A 16,316-nucleotide genomic window follows, 5' to 3' on the forward strand; every position below is an offset into this window, starting at 1 on the left:
GCGCCGCCCGGAGGTGTCCCATCGCCACGGTCGCCGGTTCCGGCACGTCGACGACCCAGGCTCTGCAGTTCGCCGAGTCGTACGTGACCGAGGATCTCGTCCTGCGCACCGCCCGCAGCCTCGCCCACGAGGTCGGCCTCGACGCGGTGACCCCCGGCGCGGGCGCCGCGCTGCGGCTGCTCGCCGCGGCCGGCAGCGCCCGGGCGGTGGTGGAGATCGGCACGGGCACCGGGGTCAGCGGGGTGTGGCTGCTGCGCGGCATGCGCGCCGACGGCGTGCTCACCACCATCGACGTCGAGGTGGAGCACCAGCGGATCGCCCGACGGATCTTCGCCGAGGCGGGTTTCGCGGCCGGCCGGACCCGCATCATCACCGGCCGGGCGCTGGACGTGCTCCCCCGGCTCGCCGACGGCGCGTACGACCTGATCTTCGTGGACGCGGAGTCGACCGGCTTCGCCGCGTGCGTGGACGCGGCACTGCGGCTGCTGCGGCCGGGCGGCGTGCTGGCGCTCAACGGCACGCTGGCCGGCGGCCGGATCGGCGACCCGGCGGCCCGGGACGTGGAGACGGTGACCATCCGCGAGGCGGTCAAGGCGATCCGGGAGTCGGAACACTGGATCCCGGCGCTGCTGCCGGTCGGCCACGGGCTGCTCGCCGCCGTCAAGTGCTGACCTGAGCCACGGGCCGGAGCACCGCCTCCGCGGGGGCCCCGCGCCGCCGGCCGGTCAGCCCAGCGTGCCCAGCCAGCGCAGCAGCGAGCGTACGCCCCAGCCGGTCGCGCCCTTGGTCAGCTCGGCGTCGTCGCCCTCGGCCCAGGACGGCGCGGACATGTCGACGTGCAGCCACCGGTCCCGCAGCTCACCGGTGAACTCGCGCAGGTAGAGCGCGGCCATCACCGAGCCGGCGCCCCGGTCCGGGGAGCTGTGCAGGTCGGCGAGCTCGCTGCCGAGGTGCTCGACGTAGTCAGTGGGCAGCGGCATCCGCCAGGCGGCCTCGCCGGCCGCGTGGACCGCGGCCAGCACGTCGGCGGCGAGGGCGTCGTTCTCGCTGTAGAGGGCCCCGGTGCGCTTGCCGAGGGCGACCGCGTTCGCCCCGGTCAGGGTGGCCAGGTCGACCAGCAGGTCGGGCTTGAGCTCCCGGACGGCGTAGGCGAGCGCGTCGGCGAGCACCAGCCGCCCCTCGGCGTCGGAGTTCGTGGTCTCGCTGGTCGTGCCGCCGTAGTGGCGGACGACGTCGCCGGGGCGGAACGCCGAGCCGCTGAGCATGTTCTCCGCCAGCGGGGCGAGGGTGGTCACCCGGACCGGCAGCCGCAGCGCCGCCGCGCCGAGGGTGGCCGCGACGACCGCCGCCGCGCCGGCCATGTCCTTGCGCATCAGCTTCATCGCGGGCACCGGCTTGATCGAGATCCCGCCGGTGTCGAAGGTGATCCCCTTGCCCACCAGCACCACGTGGGTGCGCGCGTCGGCCGGCCGCCAGTCCAGCTCGACCAGGCGCGGACCGCTGGCCGAGCCGCCGCCGACGGCGAGGATCCCGCCGAAGCCCTCGGCCGCCAGCTCGTCCGGCTCGCGTACCCGCAGGTGCAGGTCCGCGACGTCGGCGACGGCGGCGGCGACCACCGGCTGGTCGGTCTTGCCCACCGGCAGGGACTCACCAGTCAGTGAGGACTCGTCGGCTTCCAGCCCGACGGACTCCAGCACCCGGCAGTCGGCCGGGACGGCGTCCCCCGGTTCCAGGGCGAGCACGTCTCCGGGCACCAGGTCCTCCGCCGCCAGCACCTGCTCCGCGCCGTCCCGGCGGACCCGGGCGGTCACCGCCGAACGGGACAGCAGCTCGGCCAGCGACCGCTCGGTGTTGTGCTGGTGCACCGCGCCGAGCAGCGCGGATCCGCCGACCACCCCGCCCACCAGGGCGGCGTCGACCAGTGAGCCGAAGGTCGCGGAGAGGACCGCGCCGGCGACGAGCACCGGGGTGAGCGGGTTGGCCAGCTCGTCGACGAAGGCGCGGAGCAGCCCGGTCGGCCCGGGGGGCTCGCCGGTCCCGCCGCTGCGGCGGTGCTCGGCCTCAGCGGTAGTGAGCCCGTCCGGGCCGCTGCCGAGCTGGTCGAGGACGGTCCGCGCCGGCATCAGGTGCCAGGCGGTGATCGTCGGGGCGGGGAACTCCGTCCGGTCGGGCAGCCGGCGCGCCCGCAACACCCCGTGCGCGAAGGCCAGGGCGGCCGCGCCGTTGATCGCGGAGAGGGAGCGGCCGGGCAGTTGGGCGGGGTCGGCGGTGAACGCCCCCAGCGCGCCGAGGCCGGTGCCGGCCAGCGCGAGGCCGATGTTCTGCCTGGTCATGCGGCGGGCCACCCCGGCGGCCTCGATCAGCAGCGCCACCACCCCCAGGTCGGTGCCGACCAGCAGGTGCGCGCCCCAGGGCGGAAGGTCGTCGGGGCCGGCGTGCCCCAGGCCGCAGTCCGCGACGGCGAGGGCCGCGCGGTCGGCGGACACGACCATCACCACGGCGCCGTCGCGTTGCAGCGTCCGCACCGACTCGGCCAGCCGGTCGCCGCCGGGCAGGTACGCGTCGGCGAAGCCGTACCGCTGGCCGTCGTCGCCCGCCACGACCACCCGCAGGCCGGCCTGGCGGGCGACGCTCGGCAGGGCGTCCACGCCGGGCGCCGGTTCCGGCTCCACCCGCAGCAGCGCGGCGAGGGTGTCGCCGTCGGCCAGGCCGAGCAGGTTGCCGCCGCGGTCGCGCAGCCGCCGGCTGTCCACGGTGTCGCCCGGATCGTCGGCGTCCAGCCGGGCCAGTGGCCCGAGCCGCCAGCCGTCGGCGTGCCGCAGCTCCGCCGGCGCGGCGGGGTCGAAGAGCGTGAACGCGCGACCCGCCACCTGCTCGGTGTCGGCCCCGGCCAGCGGGGCCAGGTCGGCCAGCACCCCGCGGTCGGAGCCGAGCACGGCGGCGTCCAGCACCAGCGTGTCGATCTGGTCCAGTTCGCGCAGCACGGTGCGGTCCATCGCGATCACCCCGCGCCGGGCAAGGATGCGGCCGAGCTGCGCCGCGTACCCCTCGCGTCCGCTGCCGGGGGCCTTGGGCAGCGCGGCGAGTCCCAGCGCGGCGGCCCGCTTCCGGCCAACGACCGGCGTGGCGGCGGCCGCGGCGGCCGCGCCGGCGGCGATCATCCGGGTGGCGTACTTCTCGGCGGGCCCGTCCGGTTTCGGTCGGGGGCGCTCGGTCTTCGGGGCCCGGGCGACGGCCCGCTCCGGGTCGCCGGTCAGCCGGGGTTCGGCCTTCGTCCAGGCGCTGAGCTGGGCGCGTGCCTCGCCCCACTGCACCACCCGCTGGACGCCGTCGAGCGCGATCCCGGTCCAGCCTCCGGTCAGGCCCTGCACGACCGCCTCGGCGAGCGGGAAGAGCAGTTCGGCGCGGGGGTCGGCGCGCAGCCCGCGGTCGGCCAGCGCGTGCAGCTTCGGGTGCAGGTCGATTGCGCCGAGTAGTCCGGCGACCTCGCCGGGCACCGGCGTGAAGGGCAGAATGCGGGTGGCGGCCGAGATGGTCAGGCCGAGCGCGTCCGACGCGAGCGCGCCCAGGGTGCGGGGGGTCCGGGGGCCTTCCTCCGGCGGGTGCGGCGGCGCGATCTCCGGGTCCGGCTCGTGCGGGCAGGTTCGCTCGGCGCGGGCGATCGTCGCGATGAGGTCGCGCAGCTTCGGCTCCGGCGTGCCGACGGCCACCACCACCCGGCCGGACGGGGCGTTGACGCGGGCCCACTGGACCCCGGGCGTCCGCTCCAGCGCCGCCTCGACCTGCCGGGCCAGCGTGTCGCCGCCGTCCTGGCAGACGCCGTGCACCTCGATGTGGTGCCGGCCGGAGCGAGACCAGACCCGGCGTCGGGTCAGCCCGGCCATCCGGGCCCACCGGGTGGCGGTCGAGCCGACATGCCGGGACGCCTCACCGACCAGGCGCGGCACGGCGACCGGTGGGAGGAGGTGACCGGCCGCGCGGCCCAGCGAGGTCATCGAGGAGTACGACCGGACAGGCGCCGGCCAGGCCCTCCGCTGCCGCCACCGCCGTACGCCATCTCGCCTCCCACGCCTGCGCTCCGGCGGCCTGGCTTCCCGACAGCGCGTCCGTTATGCCCCCCCGAGCAGGGGAAGTTTCGCCCGCGGCGCGGCATGGGGAGAGAGCGGGCTCACCCTTGACCTGAATCCGGGTTGAGGTCCGAGGCTGGGGCCATGCTGATCGAACTGCTCCGGTGCGAGGCGGGCCTGTCGCACCGGTGGACCCGCGACAACCACCACCACCGACCGCTGTGGATGCCGCGTACGGCGGGTCGGCGGTGACCGCCACGGCCGCGCCGCCCGACCCGGTGGCCCCGGCGGCGGGTCTCTTCGTGCCCCGGCTGCGGGCGATGACGGTGGGCAGCGTCGCGCTGGTGTCGCTGCTGGCGTTCGAGGCGCTGGCGGTGGGCACGGCCATGCCGACGGTCGCCCGCAGCCTCGACGGGCTGGCCCACTACGGCATCGCCTTCGGCGGCCCGTTCGCCGCCGGCGTGCTGGCCATGGTGGTCTCGGGCATCTGGTGCGACGCGCGGGGACCCCGGGCGCCGATGTGGCACGGCCTCGTCTGGTTCGTGGTCGGCCTGGTGATCGCCGGCAGCGCCACGGCGATGGGCGCCCTGGTCGCCGGCCGGATCGTGCAGGGCTTCGGCTCCGGGCTGCTGTCGGTCGCGCTGTACGTGATCGTCGGGCGGGCGTACCCGGAGGAGCTGCACCGGCGGATCTTCGCCGCCTTCGCCGCCGCCTGGGTCGTACCGTCGCTGGTCGGGCCGGCGGTGGCCGGCCTGATCGTGGAGCACCTCGGCTGGCGGTGGGTCTTCCTGGCGGTGCCGGTGGTCGCGGTGCCGGCGGTGCTGCTGATCCATCCGGGCCTGCGGGCAGTCGGCGCGGCCACGGCGACCGGCGTGCCGCCCGGCGCGGCGGCGCGGATCGGCTGGGCCTGCGGGGCGGGGGTGAGCGCCGCACTGCTGCACATCGGGGGACAGCAGCGCGGCGCCTCCGCCGTGGGGTTGGTCGCCCTGGCGCTGGTCGGGCTGCTGGTCTGCGCTCCCCGGCTGTTGCCGGCGGGGTTCCTGCGGGCCGGTCGGGGCCTGCCGACGGTGGTCGGGCTGCGTGGCCTGGCCTCCGCCGCGTTCGTCGGCGCCGAGGTGGTGATCCCGCTGATGCTCTCCCGTGAGCGGGGGCTGTCGCCGACGGCCGCCGGCCTGGTCCTGACCACGGGGGCGCTCGCCTGGTCGGTGGGCTCGTGGTTGCAGGGGCGGATGCCCACTCCGCGGTCGCGGGCCACCCTGCCGAGGGTCGGGTTGACCTGCATCGCGGCCGGTACCGCCGTGGTGGCGTTCGCCGTCGTGCCGACCGTCCCGGTCGGGGTGGGGGTGCTCGGCTGGGCGGGCGCCGGGCTGGGCATGGGTCTGCTCTACCCGTCGCTGTCGGTGCTGACCCTGGAGCTGTCCGCCCCCGGTGAGCAGGGGCGGAACAGTTCCTCGCTGCAACTGGGGGACTCGCTCTTCGCAGCGAGCGTGCTGGCGTTGACCGGTGCGATGCTCGCCGCCGGTGCCGGGCCCGGGCCCGGGAGCTACGCGGGCACCCTGGCGGTGGCGTCCGGGCTGGCGCTGGTCGGGGCGCTGCTCGCCGGGCGGGTCGTGCCGCGCGCCGGGTGGGTGCGGACGACCGGCTGACCGCCCGCCGGGTGCGGGGTGGCCCCGGCTCACCGGCTGGTCGGGGATGTGGCGAACCGGCCCGGACCGGGGTGGGCGGCCGGGAGGATGGGCGGGCGATGAACTTCCTGACCATCCTGCCGATGGCCGTGGTGATGGTCGCCGGTTCGCAGTTGGTCGCGGCGGTCTTCCTCGCCTCGGCCGACCGGCCCCGTGCCGCGTCGCTGGGCTATCTGGGCGGCGCGGGGCTGGTGGTGACCGGCGGGGTGACGGCGGCCTGGCTGGCCACCCGGGCCGTGAAGATCAACATCGGTGGTGGGGCCGGGCGGAGCACCGTCGAGACGCGGATCGACCAGGTGGTCCTGGCGCTGCTGCTGGTTTTGGCGGTAGTGGTGTTCCTGCGGCGGCACACCAGCGGTATCCCGAGGTGGATGGGGCGGCTCCAGCAGGCCGGCCCGGGCTACGGGGCGAGGCTCGGCGTGCTGCTCTTCCTGGGCATGCCCACGGACGACCTCACGATGGTGACCGTCGGGGCGAGTGCCGCCCGGCACGACCTGCCCTGGTGGCACCTGCTGCCGTTCGTGGTGCTCACCCTGACGCTGCTGGCCCTGCCCCTGCTGGCGCTGCTGCTGCTCGGCTCCCGGGCGGAGGCGGCGCTGCCCCGGATCCGCGACCGCGCCGAGCGGCACTCGTGGGTGGTCAGCGAGGTCGTCGTCGGGTTCTTCGTGGCGATGACGGTGGTCGACCTGCTCCGTTGAGCCGCCGCACCGGCGTCACGCCGGGTCGGGCGGCTCCGTCAACCCGTGGACGCCCGGTGCCGCGGGCGCCGGAAAAAGGAGGAGACGATGCGGGTCCTGGTCACCGGGGCGGGCGGCCGCCTGGGGCGGGAGGTGCTGCCCCGGCTGCGCGACGAGGGTTGGGCGGTCCGGGCGACGAGCCGGCGGGCGCGTACCGGGTTGCCGGAGGAGTGGGTGGTGGTGGACCTGGCCACCGGGGAGGGGGTGGCGGAGGCGGTGGCGGGCGTGGACGCCGTCCTGCACCTGGCCTCGGCGCCGAACCAGGGGCGGCGGACCCACGAGGTCGACGTGCTCGGCACCCGCCGGCTGGTCGCGGCCGCCGGGCAGGCCGGTGTACGTCACCTGGTGTACGTCTCGATCGTCGGCGTGGACCGGGTGCCGATCGCCTACTACCGGCACAAGCTCGCCGCGGAGCAGGTGGTGGCGGCCGGACCGGTGCCGTGGACGGTGCTGCGGGCCACCCAGTTCCCCGAGTTCCTCGACGAGATGCTGCGCGGCGTGAGCCGGCTCGGGCCGGTGATCGGTGACCGCGGGGTGCTCGCCCAGCCGGTCGATCCCCGCGACGTCGCGGACCGGCTCGCGTGGCGGCTCGCCGCCGGACCGCTGCGCGGCGTCGAGGAGTACGGCGGCCCCGAGGTGCTCCGCTTCGACGAGGCGGTCCGGGCCTGGAACGCCGCCCGCCGCTCCCGCCGTCCGCTGCTGCCGCTCCGCCTCCCCGGCAAGGTCGGTCGCGCCCTGCGGGCGGGTGGCCTGGTCACCGGGGCGACCCCGAGGGGCACCCGGAGCTGGGCCGACCACCTGGCCGACACGTACGGGGGAATCGGCGGAAGATGAACGGTCCACCCGTTCACGTTCGGCCTACCGTGACGGCATGGTCGCCATGGTGCTCACCGTGATCCTCTACGTCGCCGGCTTCGTCTTCCTCTACGGCGTCATCCGGCTCGCGATTCGGCACGCCCTCGAGGAGCTGGAGGTGCGTCGGGTCCAGGCCGAGCGGGCGGAGGAGCTGGCAGCCGTTCGGGACCGGACGATGCTGCGCGAGAACGGCTTCCTCACCGGCAGTTGAGCGCGGCGGTCGTCCCTCTCGGCGGGCGGGGCGGCCGGGCGGGTGCGAGGATCGCATTCGTGATGGGGACGCTGAAGACCGAACCTGCCCGTGCCCGGCTCGACCTGCTGGCCCCGCCGGTCGCCGCCGCCGTCGGGCAGTGGCCCGCCGACGCCCCGGTGGACGTCGACGACGTGCTGGTGGCGCCGATCGACGCCGAACTCGCCGACACCGCCGCCTTCTGTGCGGCGTACGAGGTCGGGTTGGAGGTGTCGGCGAACTGCGTGGTGGTGGCCGGCAAGCGCGAGGGGGTCGTCCGCTACGCGGCCTGCGTGGTGCTCGCCACGACCCGGGCCGACGTCAACGGGGTGGCCCGCCGGGCGCTGGACGTCCGCAAGGCGAGCTTCGCGCCGATGGCCGAGGCGGTGGAGCTGACCGGCATGGAGTACGGCGGCATCACCCCGATCGGGCTGCCGGAGCAGTGGCCGATCCTGGTGGACGCGCGGGTGATCGCCACCCCGCACGTGATCATCGGTTCCGGCGTGCGGCACAGCAAGATCGCGCTGCCCGGGCCGGCGCTCGGCGCGCTGCCCGGGGCGCGGGTGGTGGAGGACCTGGCCCGACCGGCCTAGGTAGTCGACCGGCGTCGATGCTGTTGCACGTGAAACATCAGGTCGGTCGATGCGTTGCGGGTGGCGGGCCGGGTCAGCCGGCCGCGGACTCGCGGCTCTCGACCTCGGTCAGCGCGGCGAGCAGCGTCTCCGGCTCCTGGGCGCCGGTCACCGCGTACTTCCCGGCGAGCACGAAGGCGGGCACGCTGGTCACCCCGATCTGCCGGGCGGTGGTCAGCGCGGCGGACAGGTCGGCGACCCGCTCGTCGGAGTCGAGGAAGCGTCGCGCCTCGGCCCCGTCCAGGCCCACGTCGGCCGCGAGCCGGGCCAGCTCGTCCCGGGAGCCGACGTCGACGCCGTCGGTGAAGTGAGCGCGGTAGAGCGCCTCGACCAGCTCCTCGGCGCGGCCCTGATCGGTGGCCCAGGAGACCAGCCGGTGCGCGTCGAAGGTGTTGGCGGCGAGCGCGCGGTGGAAGTCGAGCTTCAGCCCCACCCCGGCGGCCACCTCGGTGACGTGCCCGAACATCTGCTCGGCCCGCTCCCGCCCGCCGAACTTCGCGGCCAGCGCGTCCACCAGCGGACGCGGCTCCGCCACCGGCGACGGGTCGAGCTGGAACGGCCGGTACCGGATTGTCACCTCGCCGTCGTACGACGCCAGGGCCTGCTCCAGCCGACGCTTGCCGATGTAGCACCAGGGGCAGACGACGTCGGCGTAGATCTCGATCTCCATGGTCGGTGACAACCCCCCGGTCAGCTGATCTGTTCCCGGACCTGGCGCTTGAGCCGGGCCAGGATGGCGGTGCCGCCGCGGATCCGCAGCGGGCTGATCGCCTGGGCGAGCCCCATCCGCTGATACAGGTCGTCGGGGACGGCGAGCACCTCGTCCGGGCTCGCCCCGGCCAGCCCCTCGGCGAGGATGCCGGCGAACGCCCGGGTGGTGGGCGCCTCCGGCGGGCAGTCGAAGAGGGTCTCCACCGTCTTCTCCGGGGTCACCCGGGCCCGCAGGAAGAACGACGTCTGGCACTCCGGCACCTGCTCCATGCCCTGTCGGTCGGCGGACCCGGCGGGCAGCGGAGGGATGACGTCGGCGTACTCGAGCAGCATCTCCAGCACGACGTCGCGGGGTGCGGCGGCGAACTCGTCGACGATCTCGGCCAACCTGGCGGGCATGGATGACATGCCTCCGAGGCTACCGCCGTCGCGAGCCCGGCTCACCGCGCCGCCGCCACGCCGTCAGACCGTCGGGGCCTGCTCGCTGATCTGGCCCAACGCCGACTGGGGGTCGAGCTGGATCGCCAGGTCGCCGAGGGAGACGATGCCCACCAGCTTGCGCTCGTTGTCGCAGACCAGCACCCGCCGGATGCCGCGTTCGCGCATCAGGGTCGCCGCCTCACCCGCGGTGGAGTGCTGCTCGATCATCACCACCTCGCGGGTGACGATCGAGCCGATCGTGGTGCTGGCCGGGCTGGCGTTCTCGGCCACCGCCCGCACCACGATGTCCCGGTCGGTGAGCATGCCGGCGAGGGTGGCGCCGTCGGTGACCACCACGTCGCCGATGTCGGCCTCCTTCATCACCCTGGCCGCCTCGTCCAACGTGGTCTCCGCCGGTAGATAGATGACCTGCTTCGTCATCACGTCGCTGACCCGGTAACCGGTCATGAGAGCCTCCAGAACACATCCAGCCGATCGGAGTGCGGTACCCCGTGATGCGCCCACTACACCAGGTTTCCGCGCTCCCGGCGTACCTCTTCGACGACCCGCTCGACGAGGGCGTCCACCGGCAGCTCGACGCGCTCGTCGGAGGCCCGGTCGCGCAGCTCCGCGTACCCCTCGGTGAGACGGCGGCCGACCACGACGGCGCGCGGGATGCCGACCAGCTCTGCGTCGGTGAACTTCACCCCCGCCGAGACGTGCGTCCGGTCGTCGACCAGCACTCGCAGGCCGGCCCGGGCGAGGCGCCCGCCGAGTTCCAGCGCCGCCTCGAGCTGCGGGCCCTTCCCGGCGGCCACCAGGTGTACGTCGCACGGCGCGACCGCCGCCGGCCAGGCGAGGCCCCGGTCGTCGTGGTGCTGTTCGGCGATCGACGCGACCGCGCGGGACACGCCGATGCCGTAGCAGCCCATGGTCGGCCGGACCGGCTTGCCCTGCGGGCCGAGCACGTCGACCGCGAAGGCGTCGGTGTAGCGGCGGCCGAGCTGGAAGATGTGCCCGATCTCGATGCCCCGCCGCATGGTCAACTCACCGGTGCCGCAGGCCGGGCAGGGGTCGCCCGGGCGCACCTCGGCCGCCTCGATCGTCCCGTCGGGCGTGAAGTCCCGGCCGCAGACCACCCCGGTGGCGTGCCGGCCCGGCTCGTTCGCGCCGGTCAGCCAGGCGCTGCCGGTGACCACCCGCGGGTCGACCAGGTAGCGGATGCCCAGCTTGTCGAAGAGCTGCGGGCCGATGTAGCCGCGGACCAGCTCGGGGTGGGCGTCCCAGCCGTCGAAGACCTCCACGGTGGCCGGCGCGACCGCCGCCCCGAGCCGCTTCAGGTCCACCTCGCGGTCGCCGGGCACCCCGACGACCAGCAGTTCGGGCTTTTCCGCGCCCGGCCGGCGCAGGCTCAGCACCACGTTCTTCAGGGTGTCCGCGGCGGTCCAGTCGTCCCGGCCGCCCAGCCGGCGGGCGTTGGCCAGCTCCACCAGGCTGGCGATGGTCGCCGTCTCCGGGGTGTCGTGCACCTCCGCCGCGGGCTGCGCGTCCGGGTCGCCGGCCGGCGGGGCGGGCGTGGTGACCGCCTCGGTGTTCGCGGCGTAGTCGCAGGCGGTGCAGCCGACGAAGGTGTCCTCGCCGACCGGCGTCGCGGCCAGGAACTCCTCCGACGCCGACCCGCCCATCGCCCCCGACACCGCGTGCACGACGGTGAAGTCCAGCCCCAGCCGGGTGAAGATCCGCTGGTAGGCCGCCCGGTGCCGGTCGTAGACCGCCTGGAGACCCGCGTCGTCCAGGTCGAACGAGTAGGCGTCCTTCATCAGGAACTCGCGACCACGCAGCAGGCCGGCGCGGGGCCGGGCCTCGTCGCGGAACTTCGTCTGGATCTGGAAGAGCGTCACCGGGAAATCCCGGTACGAGGTGAAGAGGTCCTTCACCAGCAGCGCCGCCAACTCCTCATGGGTGGGCGCGAGCAGGTGCTCGGCGCCGCGCCGGTCGGCGAGGGTGAAGATGTCGTCGCCGTACTCCGTCCACCGCCCGCTGGTCCGGTACGGCTCCGCGGGCAGCAGCGCCGGGAAGTGCACCTCCTGGTCGCCGATCGCCGTCATCTCCTGCCGGACCACCTCGGTGACCCGGTCCAGCACCAGCTTGCCCAGCGGCAGCCAGGTGTAGCCGCCCGGCGCGGCGCGACGGATATAGCCGGCGCGCAGCAGGAGCCGGTGGCTCGGCACCTCCGCTTCCGCCGGGTCCTCGCGCAGGGTCCGGAGCAGCAGGGTCGACATGCGTAGCAGCATCAGCGCAGCGTACGACCGGGCCGACCGGCCGGGCGATCCAATTCGACCGGCTCGCCGGCCGCGTCGGGGCGGCGGCCGCGGGCCGGCGACCGGTCGGGTTGCCGTCCGGGACTGTCGGAAGTTGGCGTTCCGGACGGCAACCCCCGGCCCACGGGACGACGTCTGGGAAGGCATCAGCCCACCGCACCACTACCCGAAGGATCGGCTCGTGTGGACCCTCTCCTGAGTGAGTTCGACTCGTTCGTGCGAACCCGCACGCCGGCGCTGCTGCGCTCGGCCTACCTGCTCACCGGCGACCAGCACCTGGCCGAGGACCTCGTCCAGTCGGCGCTGGCCCGGACCCACCGCTCCTGGAACCGGCTGCACCACGGCGGGAACGCCGAGGCGTACACCCGCAAGATCATGTATCACCTGCAAGTCTCCTGGTGGCGGCGGCGCCGGGTTCCCGAGTCGATGCCGGGCGACCTGCCCGAGCCACGCGGAGGCGGCTCGGCCCCCGATCACGCCCAGCAGACCACGCTCCGGCTGACCCTCCGGGCCGCGCTGGCGAAGCTCTCCGCCAAGCAGCGGGCCGTGCTGGTGCTGCGGTTCTTCGAGGACCGCACCGAGACCGAGGCCGCCGACCTGCTCGGCGTCACCGTCGGCACCGTCAAGAGCCAGACCTCGAAGGCGCTGGCCAAGTTGCGCACCGTCGCCCCCGAACTCGCCGAGCTGTACGTCCTGGAAGGAAGCGCCCGATGAACGACGACCGCCTCCGGCTCGACCTGGCAGCGCTGGCCGACGACATCACCCCGGTCGACCTGCGGGACCGGGCGCTGCGTACGTCCCGCCGGCTCGGCATCCAGCGCGTGGTGGCCACCTCCGCAGCGGTGTTCGTGCTGATCGGCGCGGCCACCGGCACGGCCCTGGCGATGCGGCCGGACGCGTCGGCGCCGATGCCGCTCCCGGGCGACTCCCCGTCGGTGACCGTCACGCCGCCGGCCGAGCCGTCTCCGTCTCTGTCCTCGCCCCCGCCCTCGGTCAACGCCACCGCGCCCATCGGGGGGCCGTCGGCGTCGACCGTCACCGCCGGCCGCTTCTTCTACGGTCCCCGGGCCGTCGGGGAGGGCAGCGCCGACCCCGTCCGCCTGTACACCTGGCAACCGGGCAGCGACCCGACGCGGCTGCTCGCGCTGTCCCGCTCCGCCGCCATGCTCAACGCGGCGGTCTCGCCGGACGGGCAGCGGATCGCCTGGGTCGACGATGACGCCGTGCTCTGGGTGGCCGACCGGGACGGCTCGGACCGGCGCGAGCTGCGCGACGACGTCGACGGGCAGTGCTGGGGGCCGGCGTGGTCACCGGACTCCCGACGGCTCACCATCGGCGCCCTTGTCCCCGACGAGCCCGGCGCCTACCGCACGGGCACGGTCGACGTCTCGTCCGGACGGTTCACCGAGACCGGCCCCGGGCAGGGGTGTCACCCGGTCTGGTCGGGCAACGGCCGGACGATCGCGTACGCCGACGGTTCGGAGGGTCGGGTGGTTCTGGCCGGCCCGGACGGGTCGAACGCCCGGTCGATTCCGAACCTGGGCGGCGACGCCCGGTACAACTGCTTCGACCTGGCCAGCCTCTCACCGACGGGTGACCGGATCGCGCTGTACCGGCGCGGACCCGACGTGCCGTCGGGCGACGTGGCCCGGGAACTCGACGCCAACGTCGTGCTCGACACCCGCACCGGCAAGGAGGTCGCGTTGCCGCTCGGTGGGCGGGAACTGCGTCAGGCGTACTTCCAGGCCGACGGCACGCTGGTGGCGCGGGTGGAGTCCGGCCGGGGCTTCGCCCTTGTGCTGGTGGGCGCGGACGGCCGGAAGGCCGGCGAGGTCGCCGAGCCGGCTTCGCTGAGGGACATGCAGATCCTGGCAGTCACCGGCTGACCGACCCGGCGCCGCACGGTGCCGACATGACGAAGGCCCCCCGGCCGGCCGGGGGGCCTTCGTGCGGTCGCGGTCAGTGCCGCTTGGCGAAGTCGACGAACGTCCGCCAGGCCTGTGGGTCGAAGGTGAGCGCGGGGCCGGTCGGGTCCTTGCTGTCGCGAACGCCCACGACGCCCGGCAGGTCGTCGGCCACCTCCACGCACTCGCCGTTGCCGCTGCGGGTGGACTTGCGCCAGGTCGCACCGCTCAGGTCCATGACGTCACCACTTCCTTCATCAGCAGCGTCGACTGACGCCGAGGCAGCGCCTCACTGCGGACGCTCTCCCATCTCGCCAGCAGGATAGTCAACTCCTCGTCCCTGTCGACCGTCGTGCCGCTGAGCTGGCTCTCAAGATGTCCAACCCATCCACCGTCGGAGCCACGAGCCAGGGTGAACGGTCCGGCCAGCCCGACATGGGCGCTGATCTCCACCGGGATGACGTGCACGCTGACGTGTGGCCGCTCGCCGCACTCGATCAGGTGATCGACCTGCTGCGCCATCAGGCCCCGGAACCCCTCGTCCGCCCGCCGGAGGACTGCCTCCTCGATTACCGCCACGAACTTCGGTGGATCGGGTTGGGTCAGGACCGACTGCCGATCCATCCGTACGGCGAGGCGCTTCTCCACCTCGCCGTCACTGAGCATGTCGTCGGCCCGGATCACCGCACGCGCGTAGTGCTCCGTCTGAAGCAGACCGGGAATGAGCGTGGGGTGGTAGCAGCGGAGTTGCCGGGCGTTCTGCTCCGCGTCCAGCCAGGGGCGCAGCCAGCTCGGTTGGCCGTCGCGCTCGGCGAGCTTGAGCAGCGACATCAACAATCCGCCCGTGCCCAGCACCTCGTCCGCACGCTTGAGGAACAGGCGGTCCAGCGGCCGTTGGCCCAGCTCGACCGCCGACACCTGGGAGCCGGAGTAGTGGACCAGCTTCCCGAACTCCTCCTGACTCAGGTCGGCGTTGAGTCGTAGCCGGCGGAGTTGTGCCCGGATCAGCTCCGAGGTCGGCTCACCTTCCACAGTTCCTCCACAGATGTCCCGGCTTCAGCGAGAGCGGCTCCGTCGACCGCCGACGCCTCGCGAGGGTTCCCCGTTCCAGCGCTGATGCCTTCCGAGCGTAGTGGCGTCCTCAGCAGACTGTCACGTAGCGGATCGCTCCCGTCCGGTCCGCTGCGGGCCGCCCCTGATCCCCCGTGCCGGGGCGGCCCGCGCCCAAACGTCTGGAGGAGGTCGCTGGTGATCGTCGGAGGCCTTCCGGTGCCCCGCCTCGGCCCGTACGCCGACCGGCCCCGCGCCTACCCGCCGGGCGGCCGACCCCACCTGCCGGTCCGGCCGCTCTGGCTGTGCCGGGCCTGCGGGCGGCCGTGGCCGTGCGCCGAGGCCCGCCTGCTGCTGAAGGTCGAGTACGGCGACCGCAGCGTCGACCTCACCATCTACCTTTCCGGCCTCTACCACGAGGCCACCCATGACCTGTTCCGGCTGAACCCGCACGACGGCCCGACCCCGCGTGAGCTGTTCGATCGGTTCGTGGGCTGGGGTCCGTACCGCAGGCCCGCCGTCGCGCCCCCCGACCCTCATCGATGACCTGCGCCACGTTCGCCCGGCGGGTGGCTCCGACGGCGGCCCGACCGATGACAGACTGGCCGACGGTCGACCGGGACGGCAGAGGGGGGCGCGCGTGCGCTGGCGCAGTTTCGTGGCGGTGGGGGACAGCTTCACCGAGGGGATGGACGACGCGTACCCGGACGGTAGCTACCGGGGCTGGGCCGACCTGGTCGCCACCCGGCTGGCCGCCGACGTCGGCCCCGACTTCCGGTACGCGAACCTGGCCATCCGGGGCCGGCTCTTCCCCTCGGTGGTGAACGAGCAGGTGCCCGCCGCGGTGGCGATGAAGCCCGACCTGATCAGCTTCGCCGCCGGCGGCAACGACGTGCTGCGCCGCACCTTCGACCCGGACGCGCTGGTCGCCCGCTTCGACGACGTGGTCCGGCAGCTCCGCTCGGGCGGCGCCGACGTCGTCCTCTTCCGGTTCGCCGACGTGATGGCCCGGCTGCCCGGTCAGCGCCTGGTCGCCCCCCGGATCGAGCTGCTCAACCGGGCGGTCGGCGAGACCGCCGAGCGGCACGGCGCGATCCTGGTCGACCTGTACGCCGACGCGGGCTTCCTCAACCCGATGCTGTGGAGCACCGACCGGCTGCACCTCTCCGCCGCCGGGCACCGCCGGGTGGCCGGGCAGGTGCTGACCGCGCTCAGGGTGGGCTGCGAGGAGGACTGGCTGCTGGTTCCGGAGCGCCCGTTGCCGAAACCGTGGCTCGCCGCCCGCGCGGACGACCTGCGCTGGGCCGGCCGGCACCTCGCCCCCTGGCTCAAGCGCCGGCTGACCGGGCGCTCCTCGGGCGACACGGTCACCGCGAAGCGGCCGTCGCTGAGCCCGGTCACCGACTGACCGTGCGGACCATCCACACCGCCCCGCTGCTGCGGCTCACCCCGGACGACAAGCCGACGCCGGACGGGGCGGTCCTGGTGCTCGGGAACCGGATCGGCGCGATCGGGCCGTTGACCGAGCTGACGGGCGCGTACCCGCAGGTGCGGGTGCGGCGGTGGGCCGGCACGCTCGGGCCGGCGCTGGTGCACGACGGGCCCCTGCCGCCGGCACCCAGCCCGCGCGAGCGGGTGCACGCGCTGTTCCGGCTCGGCGTCGCCGCGGTGCTCGCCGCGCACGTGGCCGAGCCGGACCTGCGGG

Annotated in this window: 18 protein-coding genes; 11 read left to right on the plus strand and 7 right to left on the minus strand. The window is 74.6% G+C overall.

The genetic code is table 11. The features are described 5' to 3' along the window. Window positions 1-83 precede the first annotated feature (83 nt). Window positions 84-671 carry an O-methyltransferase gene (locus NCC78_RS05965; protein ID WP_250792188.1) on the plus strand — a complete coding sequence of 196 codons (588 nt, stop codon included), beginning with the start codon at window positions 84-86 and terminating at the stop codon, window positions 669-671. A 54-nt stretch (window positions 672-725) separates the two neighbouring features. Here the strand turns inward: NCC78_RS05965 and NCC78_RS32425 are convergent, their stop codons facing one another. Continuing rightward, window positions 726-3,995, minus strand: coding sequence for a P-type ATPase actuator domain-containing protein (locus tag NCC78_RS32425; protein WP_372495069.1), 3,270 nt, complete (start codon window positions 3,993-3,995; stop codon window positions 726-728). Window positions 3,996-4,288: 293 nt separating this feature from the next. Here NCC78_RS32425 and NCC78_RS05980 point away from each other — a divergent pair, with 293 nt between their 5' ends. The 5 genes from NCC78_RS05980 to NCC78_RS06000 all read left to right on the plus strand — a co-directional run bounded on the left by NCC78_RS05980 (window position 4,289) and on the right by NCC78_RS06000 (window position 8,166). Continuing rightward, complete coding sequence (locus tag NCC78_RS05980; RefSeq protein WP_250792190.1) at window positions 4,289-5,713, plus strand: MFS transporter; 1,425 nt, start codon at window positions 4,289-4,291, stop codon at window positions 5,711-5,713. Between the two features lie 98 nt (window positions 5,714-5,811). Next, window positions 5,812-6,450: a GAP family protein gene (locus tag NCC78_RS05985; RefSeq protein WP_250792191.1), complete on the plus strand. Its 639-nt coding sequence runs from the start codon at window positions 5,812-5,814 to the stop codon at window positions 6,448-6,450. 87 nt (window positions 6,451-6,537) lie between these two features. Further along, the gene (locus tag NCC78_RS05990; protein WP_250792192.1) at window positions 6,538-7,323 is read left to right on the plus strand and encodes an SDR family oxidoreductase; all 786 of its coding nucleotides are present in this window, start codon (window positions 6,538-6,540) and stop codon (window positions 7,321-7,323) included. Between the two features lie 37 nt (window positions 7,324-7,360). Next, window positions 7,361-7,555 (plus strand): hypothetical protein, encoded by a 195-nt coding sequence (locus NCC78_RS05995; RefSeq protein WP_250792194.1) that lies wholly within the window; start codon window positions 7,361-7,363, stop codon window positions 7,553-7,555. 62 nt (window positions 7,556-7,617) lie between these two features. After that, window positions 7,618-8,166, plus strand: coding sequence for a YbaK/EbsC family protein (locus tag NCC78_RS06000; protein WP_250792209.1), 549 nt, complete (start codon window positions 7,618-7,620; stop codon window positions 8,164-8,166). A 73-nt stretch (window positions 8,167-8,239) separates the two neighbouring features. Here the strand turns inward: NCC78_RS06000 and NCC78_RS06005 are convergent, their stop codons facing one another. From NCC78_RS06005 to NCC78_RS06020, 4 genes are read right to left on the minus strand one after another with little or no spacing between them, the layout of a single operon-like run. Continuing rightward, window positions 8,240-8,875, minus strand: coding sequence for a DsbA family oxidoreductase (locus NCC78_RS06005; protein ID WP_250792195.1), 636 nt, complete (start codon window positions 8,873-8,875; stop codon window positions 8,240-8,242). Between the two features lie 20 nt (window positions 8,876-8,895). Beyond that, window positions 8,896-9,324 carry a SufE family protein gene (locus NCC78_RS06010; protein ID WP_250792196.1) on the minus strand — a complete coding sequence of 143 codons (429 nt, stop codon included), beginning with the start codon at window positions 9,322-9,324 and terminating at the stop codon, window positions 8,896-8,898. Window positions 9,325-9,378: 54 nt separating this feature from the next. Continuing rightward, entirely contained in the window at window positions 9,379-9,804 is a 426-nt protein-coding gene (locus NCC78_RS06015) for a CBS domain-containing protein (protein WP_250792197.1), read from the minus strand. A gap of 56 nt (window positions 9,805-9,860) precedes the next feature. Next, on the minus strand, window positions 9,861-11,630 hold the full coding sequence (locus NCC78_RS06020; RefSeq protein WP_250792198.1) for a proline--tRNA ligase: 1,770 nt from the start codon (window positions 11,628-11,630) through the stop codon (window positions 9,861-9,863). A 210-nt stretch (window positions 11,631-11,840) separates the two neighbouring features. On the opposite strand from NCC78_RS06020, the gene NCC78_RS06025 reads away from it, so the two are divergent. Further along, window positions 11,841-12,371, plus strand: a complete 531-nt coding sequence (locus NCC78_RS06025; protein ID WP_250792199.1) for a SigE family RNA polymerase sigma factor — start codon at window positions 11,841-11,843, stop codon at window positions 12,369-12,371. Continuing rightward, window positions 12,368-13,543, plus strand: coding sequence for a TolB family protein (locus NCC78_RS06030; RefSeq protein ID WP_250792200.1), 1,176 nt, complete (start codon window positions 12,368-12,370; stop codon window positions 13,541-13,543). The genes NCC78_RS06025 and NCC78_RS06030 overlap by 4 nt, the downstream gene beginning before the upstream one ends. Before the next feature lie 73 nt (window positions 13,544-13,616). Here the strand turns inward: NCC78_RS06030 and NCC78_RS06035 are convergent, their stop codons facing one another. Beyond that, window positions 13,617-13,799, minus strand: a complete 183-nt coding sequence (locus NCC78_RS06035) for a DUF397 domain-containing protein (protein WP_250792201.1) — start codon at window positions 13,797-13,799, stop codon at window positions 13,617-13,619. After that, complete coding sequence (locus NCC78_RS06040; protein WP_250792202.1) at window positions 13,790-14,593, minus strand: helix-turn-helix domain-containing protein; 804 nt, start codon at window positions 14,591-14,593, stop codon at window positions 13,790-13,792. The genes NCC78_RS06035 and NCC78_RS06040 overlap by 10 nt, the downstream gene beginning before the upstream one ends. Before the next feature lie 213 nt (window positions 14,594-14,806). On the opposite strand from NCC78_RS06040, the gene NCC78_RS06045 reads away from it, so the two are divergent. From NCC78_RS06045 to NCC78_RS06055, 3 genes are all read left to right on the plus strand, one after another. Continuing rightward, on the plus strand, window positions 14,807-15,157 hold the full coding sequence (locus NCC78_RS06045; RefSeq protein ID WP_372495071.1) for a hypothetical protein: 351 nt from the start codon (window positions 14,807-14,809) through the stop codon (window positions 15,155-15,157). Between the two features lie 94 nt (window positions 15,158-15,251). Further along, on the plus strand, window positions 15,252-16,019 hold the full coding sequence (locus NCC78_RS06050) for an SGNH/GDSL hydrolase family protein (protein WP_250792205.1): 768 nt from the start codon (window positions 15,252-15,254) through the stop codon (window positions 16,017-16,019). A 2-nt stretch (window positions 16,020-16,021) separates the two neighbouring features. Next, the coding region (locus NCC78_RS06055) for an imidazolonepropionase-like domain-containing protein (protein WP_250792206.1) at window positions 16,022-16,316 on the plus strand (295 nt) is incomplete at its 3' end.

It is taken from the genome of Micromonospora phytophila (genome assembly GCF_023656545.1).
Taxonomy (GTDB): Bacteria; Actinomycetota; Actinomycetes; order Mycobacteriales; family Micromonosporaceae; genus Micromonospora; species Micromonospora phytophila.

Coding starts and splice junctions, on each gene's coding strand:
- NCC78_RS32425 (WP_372495069.1), bottom strand. CDS start 3,995: ATGACCTCGCTGGGCCGCGCGGCCGGTCACCTCCTCCCACCGGTCGCC.
- NCC78_RS05985 (WP_250792191.1), top strand. CDS start 5,812: ATGAACTTCCTGACCATCCTGCCGATGGCCGTGGTGATGGTCGCCGGT.
- NCC78_RS05990 (WP_250792192.1), top strand. CDS start 6,538: ATGCGGGTCCTGGTCACCGGGGCGGGCGGCCGCCTGGGGCGGGAGGTG.
- NCC78_RS05995 (WP_250792194.1), top strand. CDS start 7,361: ATGGTCGCCATGGTGCTCACCGTGATCCTCTACGTCGCCGGCTTCGTC.
- NCC78_RS06000 (WP_250792209.1), top strand. CDS start 7,618: ATGGGGACGCTGAAGACCGAACCTGCCCGTGCCCGGCTCGACCTGCTG.
- NCC78_RS06005 (WP_250792195.1), bottom strand. CDS start 8,875: ATGGAGATCGAGATCTACGCCGACGTCGTCTGCCCCTGGTGCTACATC.
- NCC78_RS06010 (WP_250792196.1), bottom strand. CDS start 9,324: ATGTCATCCATGCCCGCCAGGTTGGCCGAGATCGTCGACGAGTTCGCC.
- NCC78_RS06015 (WP_250792197.1), bottom strand. CDS start 9,804: ATGACCGGTTACCGGGTCAGCGACGTGATGACGAAGCAGGTCATCTAT.
- NCC78_RS06020 (WP_250792198.1), bottom strand. CDS start 11,630: ATGCTGCTACGCATGTCGACCCTGCTGCTCCGGACCCTGCGCGAGGAC.
- NCC78_RS06030 (WP_250792200.1), top strand. CDS start 12,368: ATGAACGACGACCGCCTCCGGCTCGACCTGGCAGCGCTGGCCGACGAC.
- NCC78_RS06035 (WP_250792201.1), bottom strand. CDS start 13,799: ATGGACCTGAGCGGTGCGACCTGGCGCAAGTCCACCCGCAGCGGCAAC.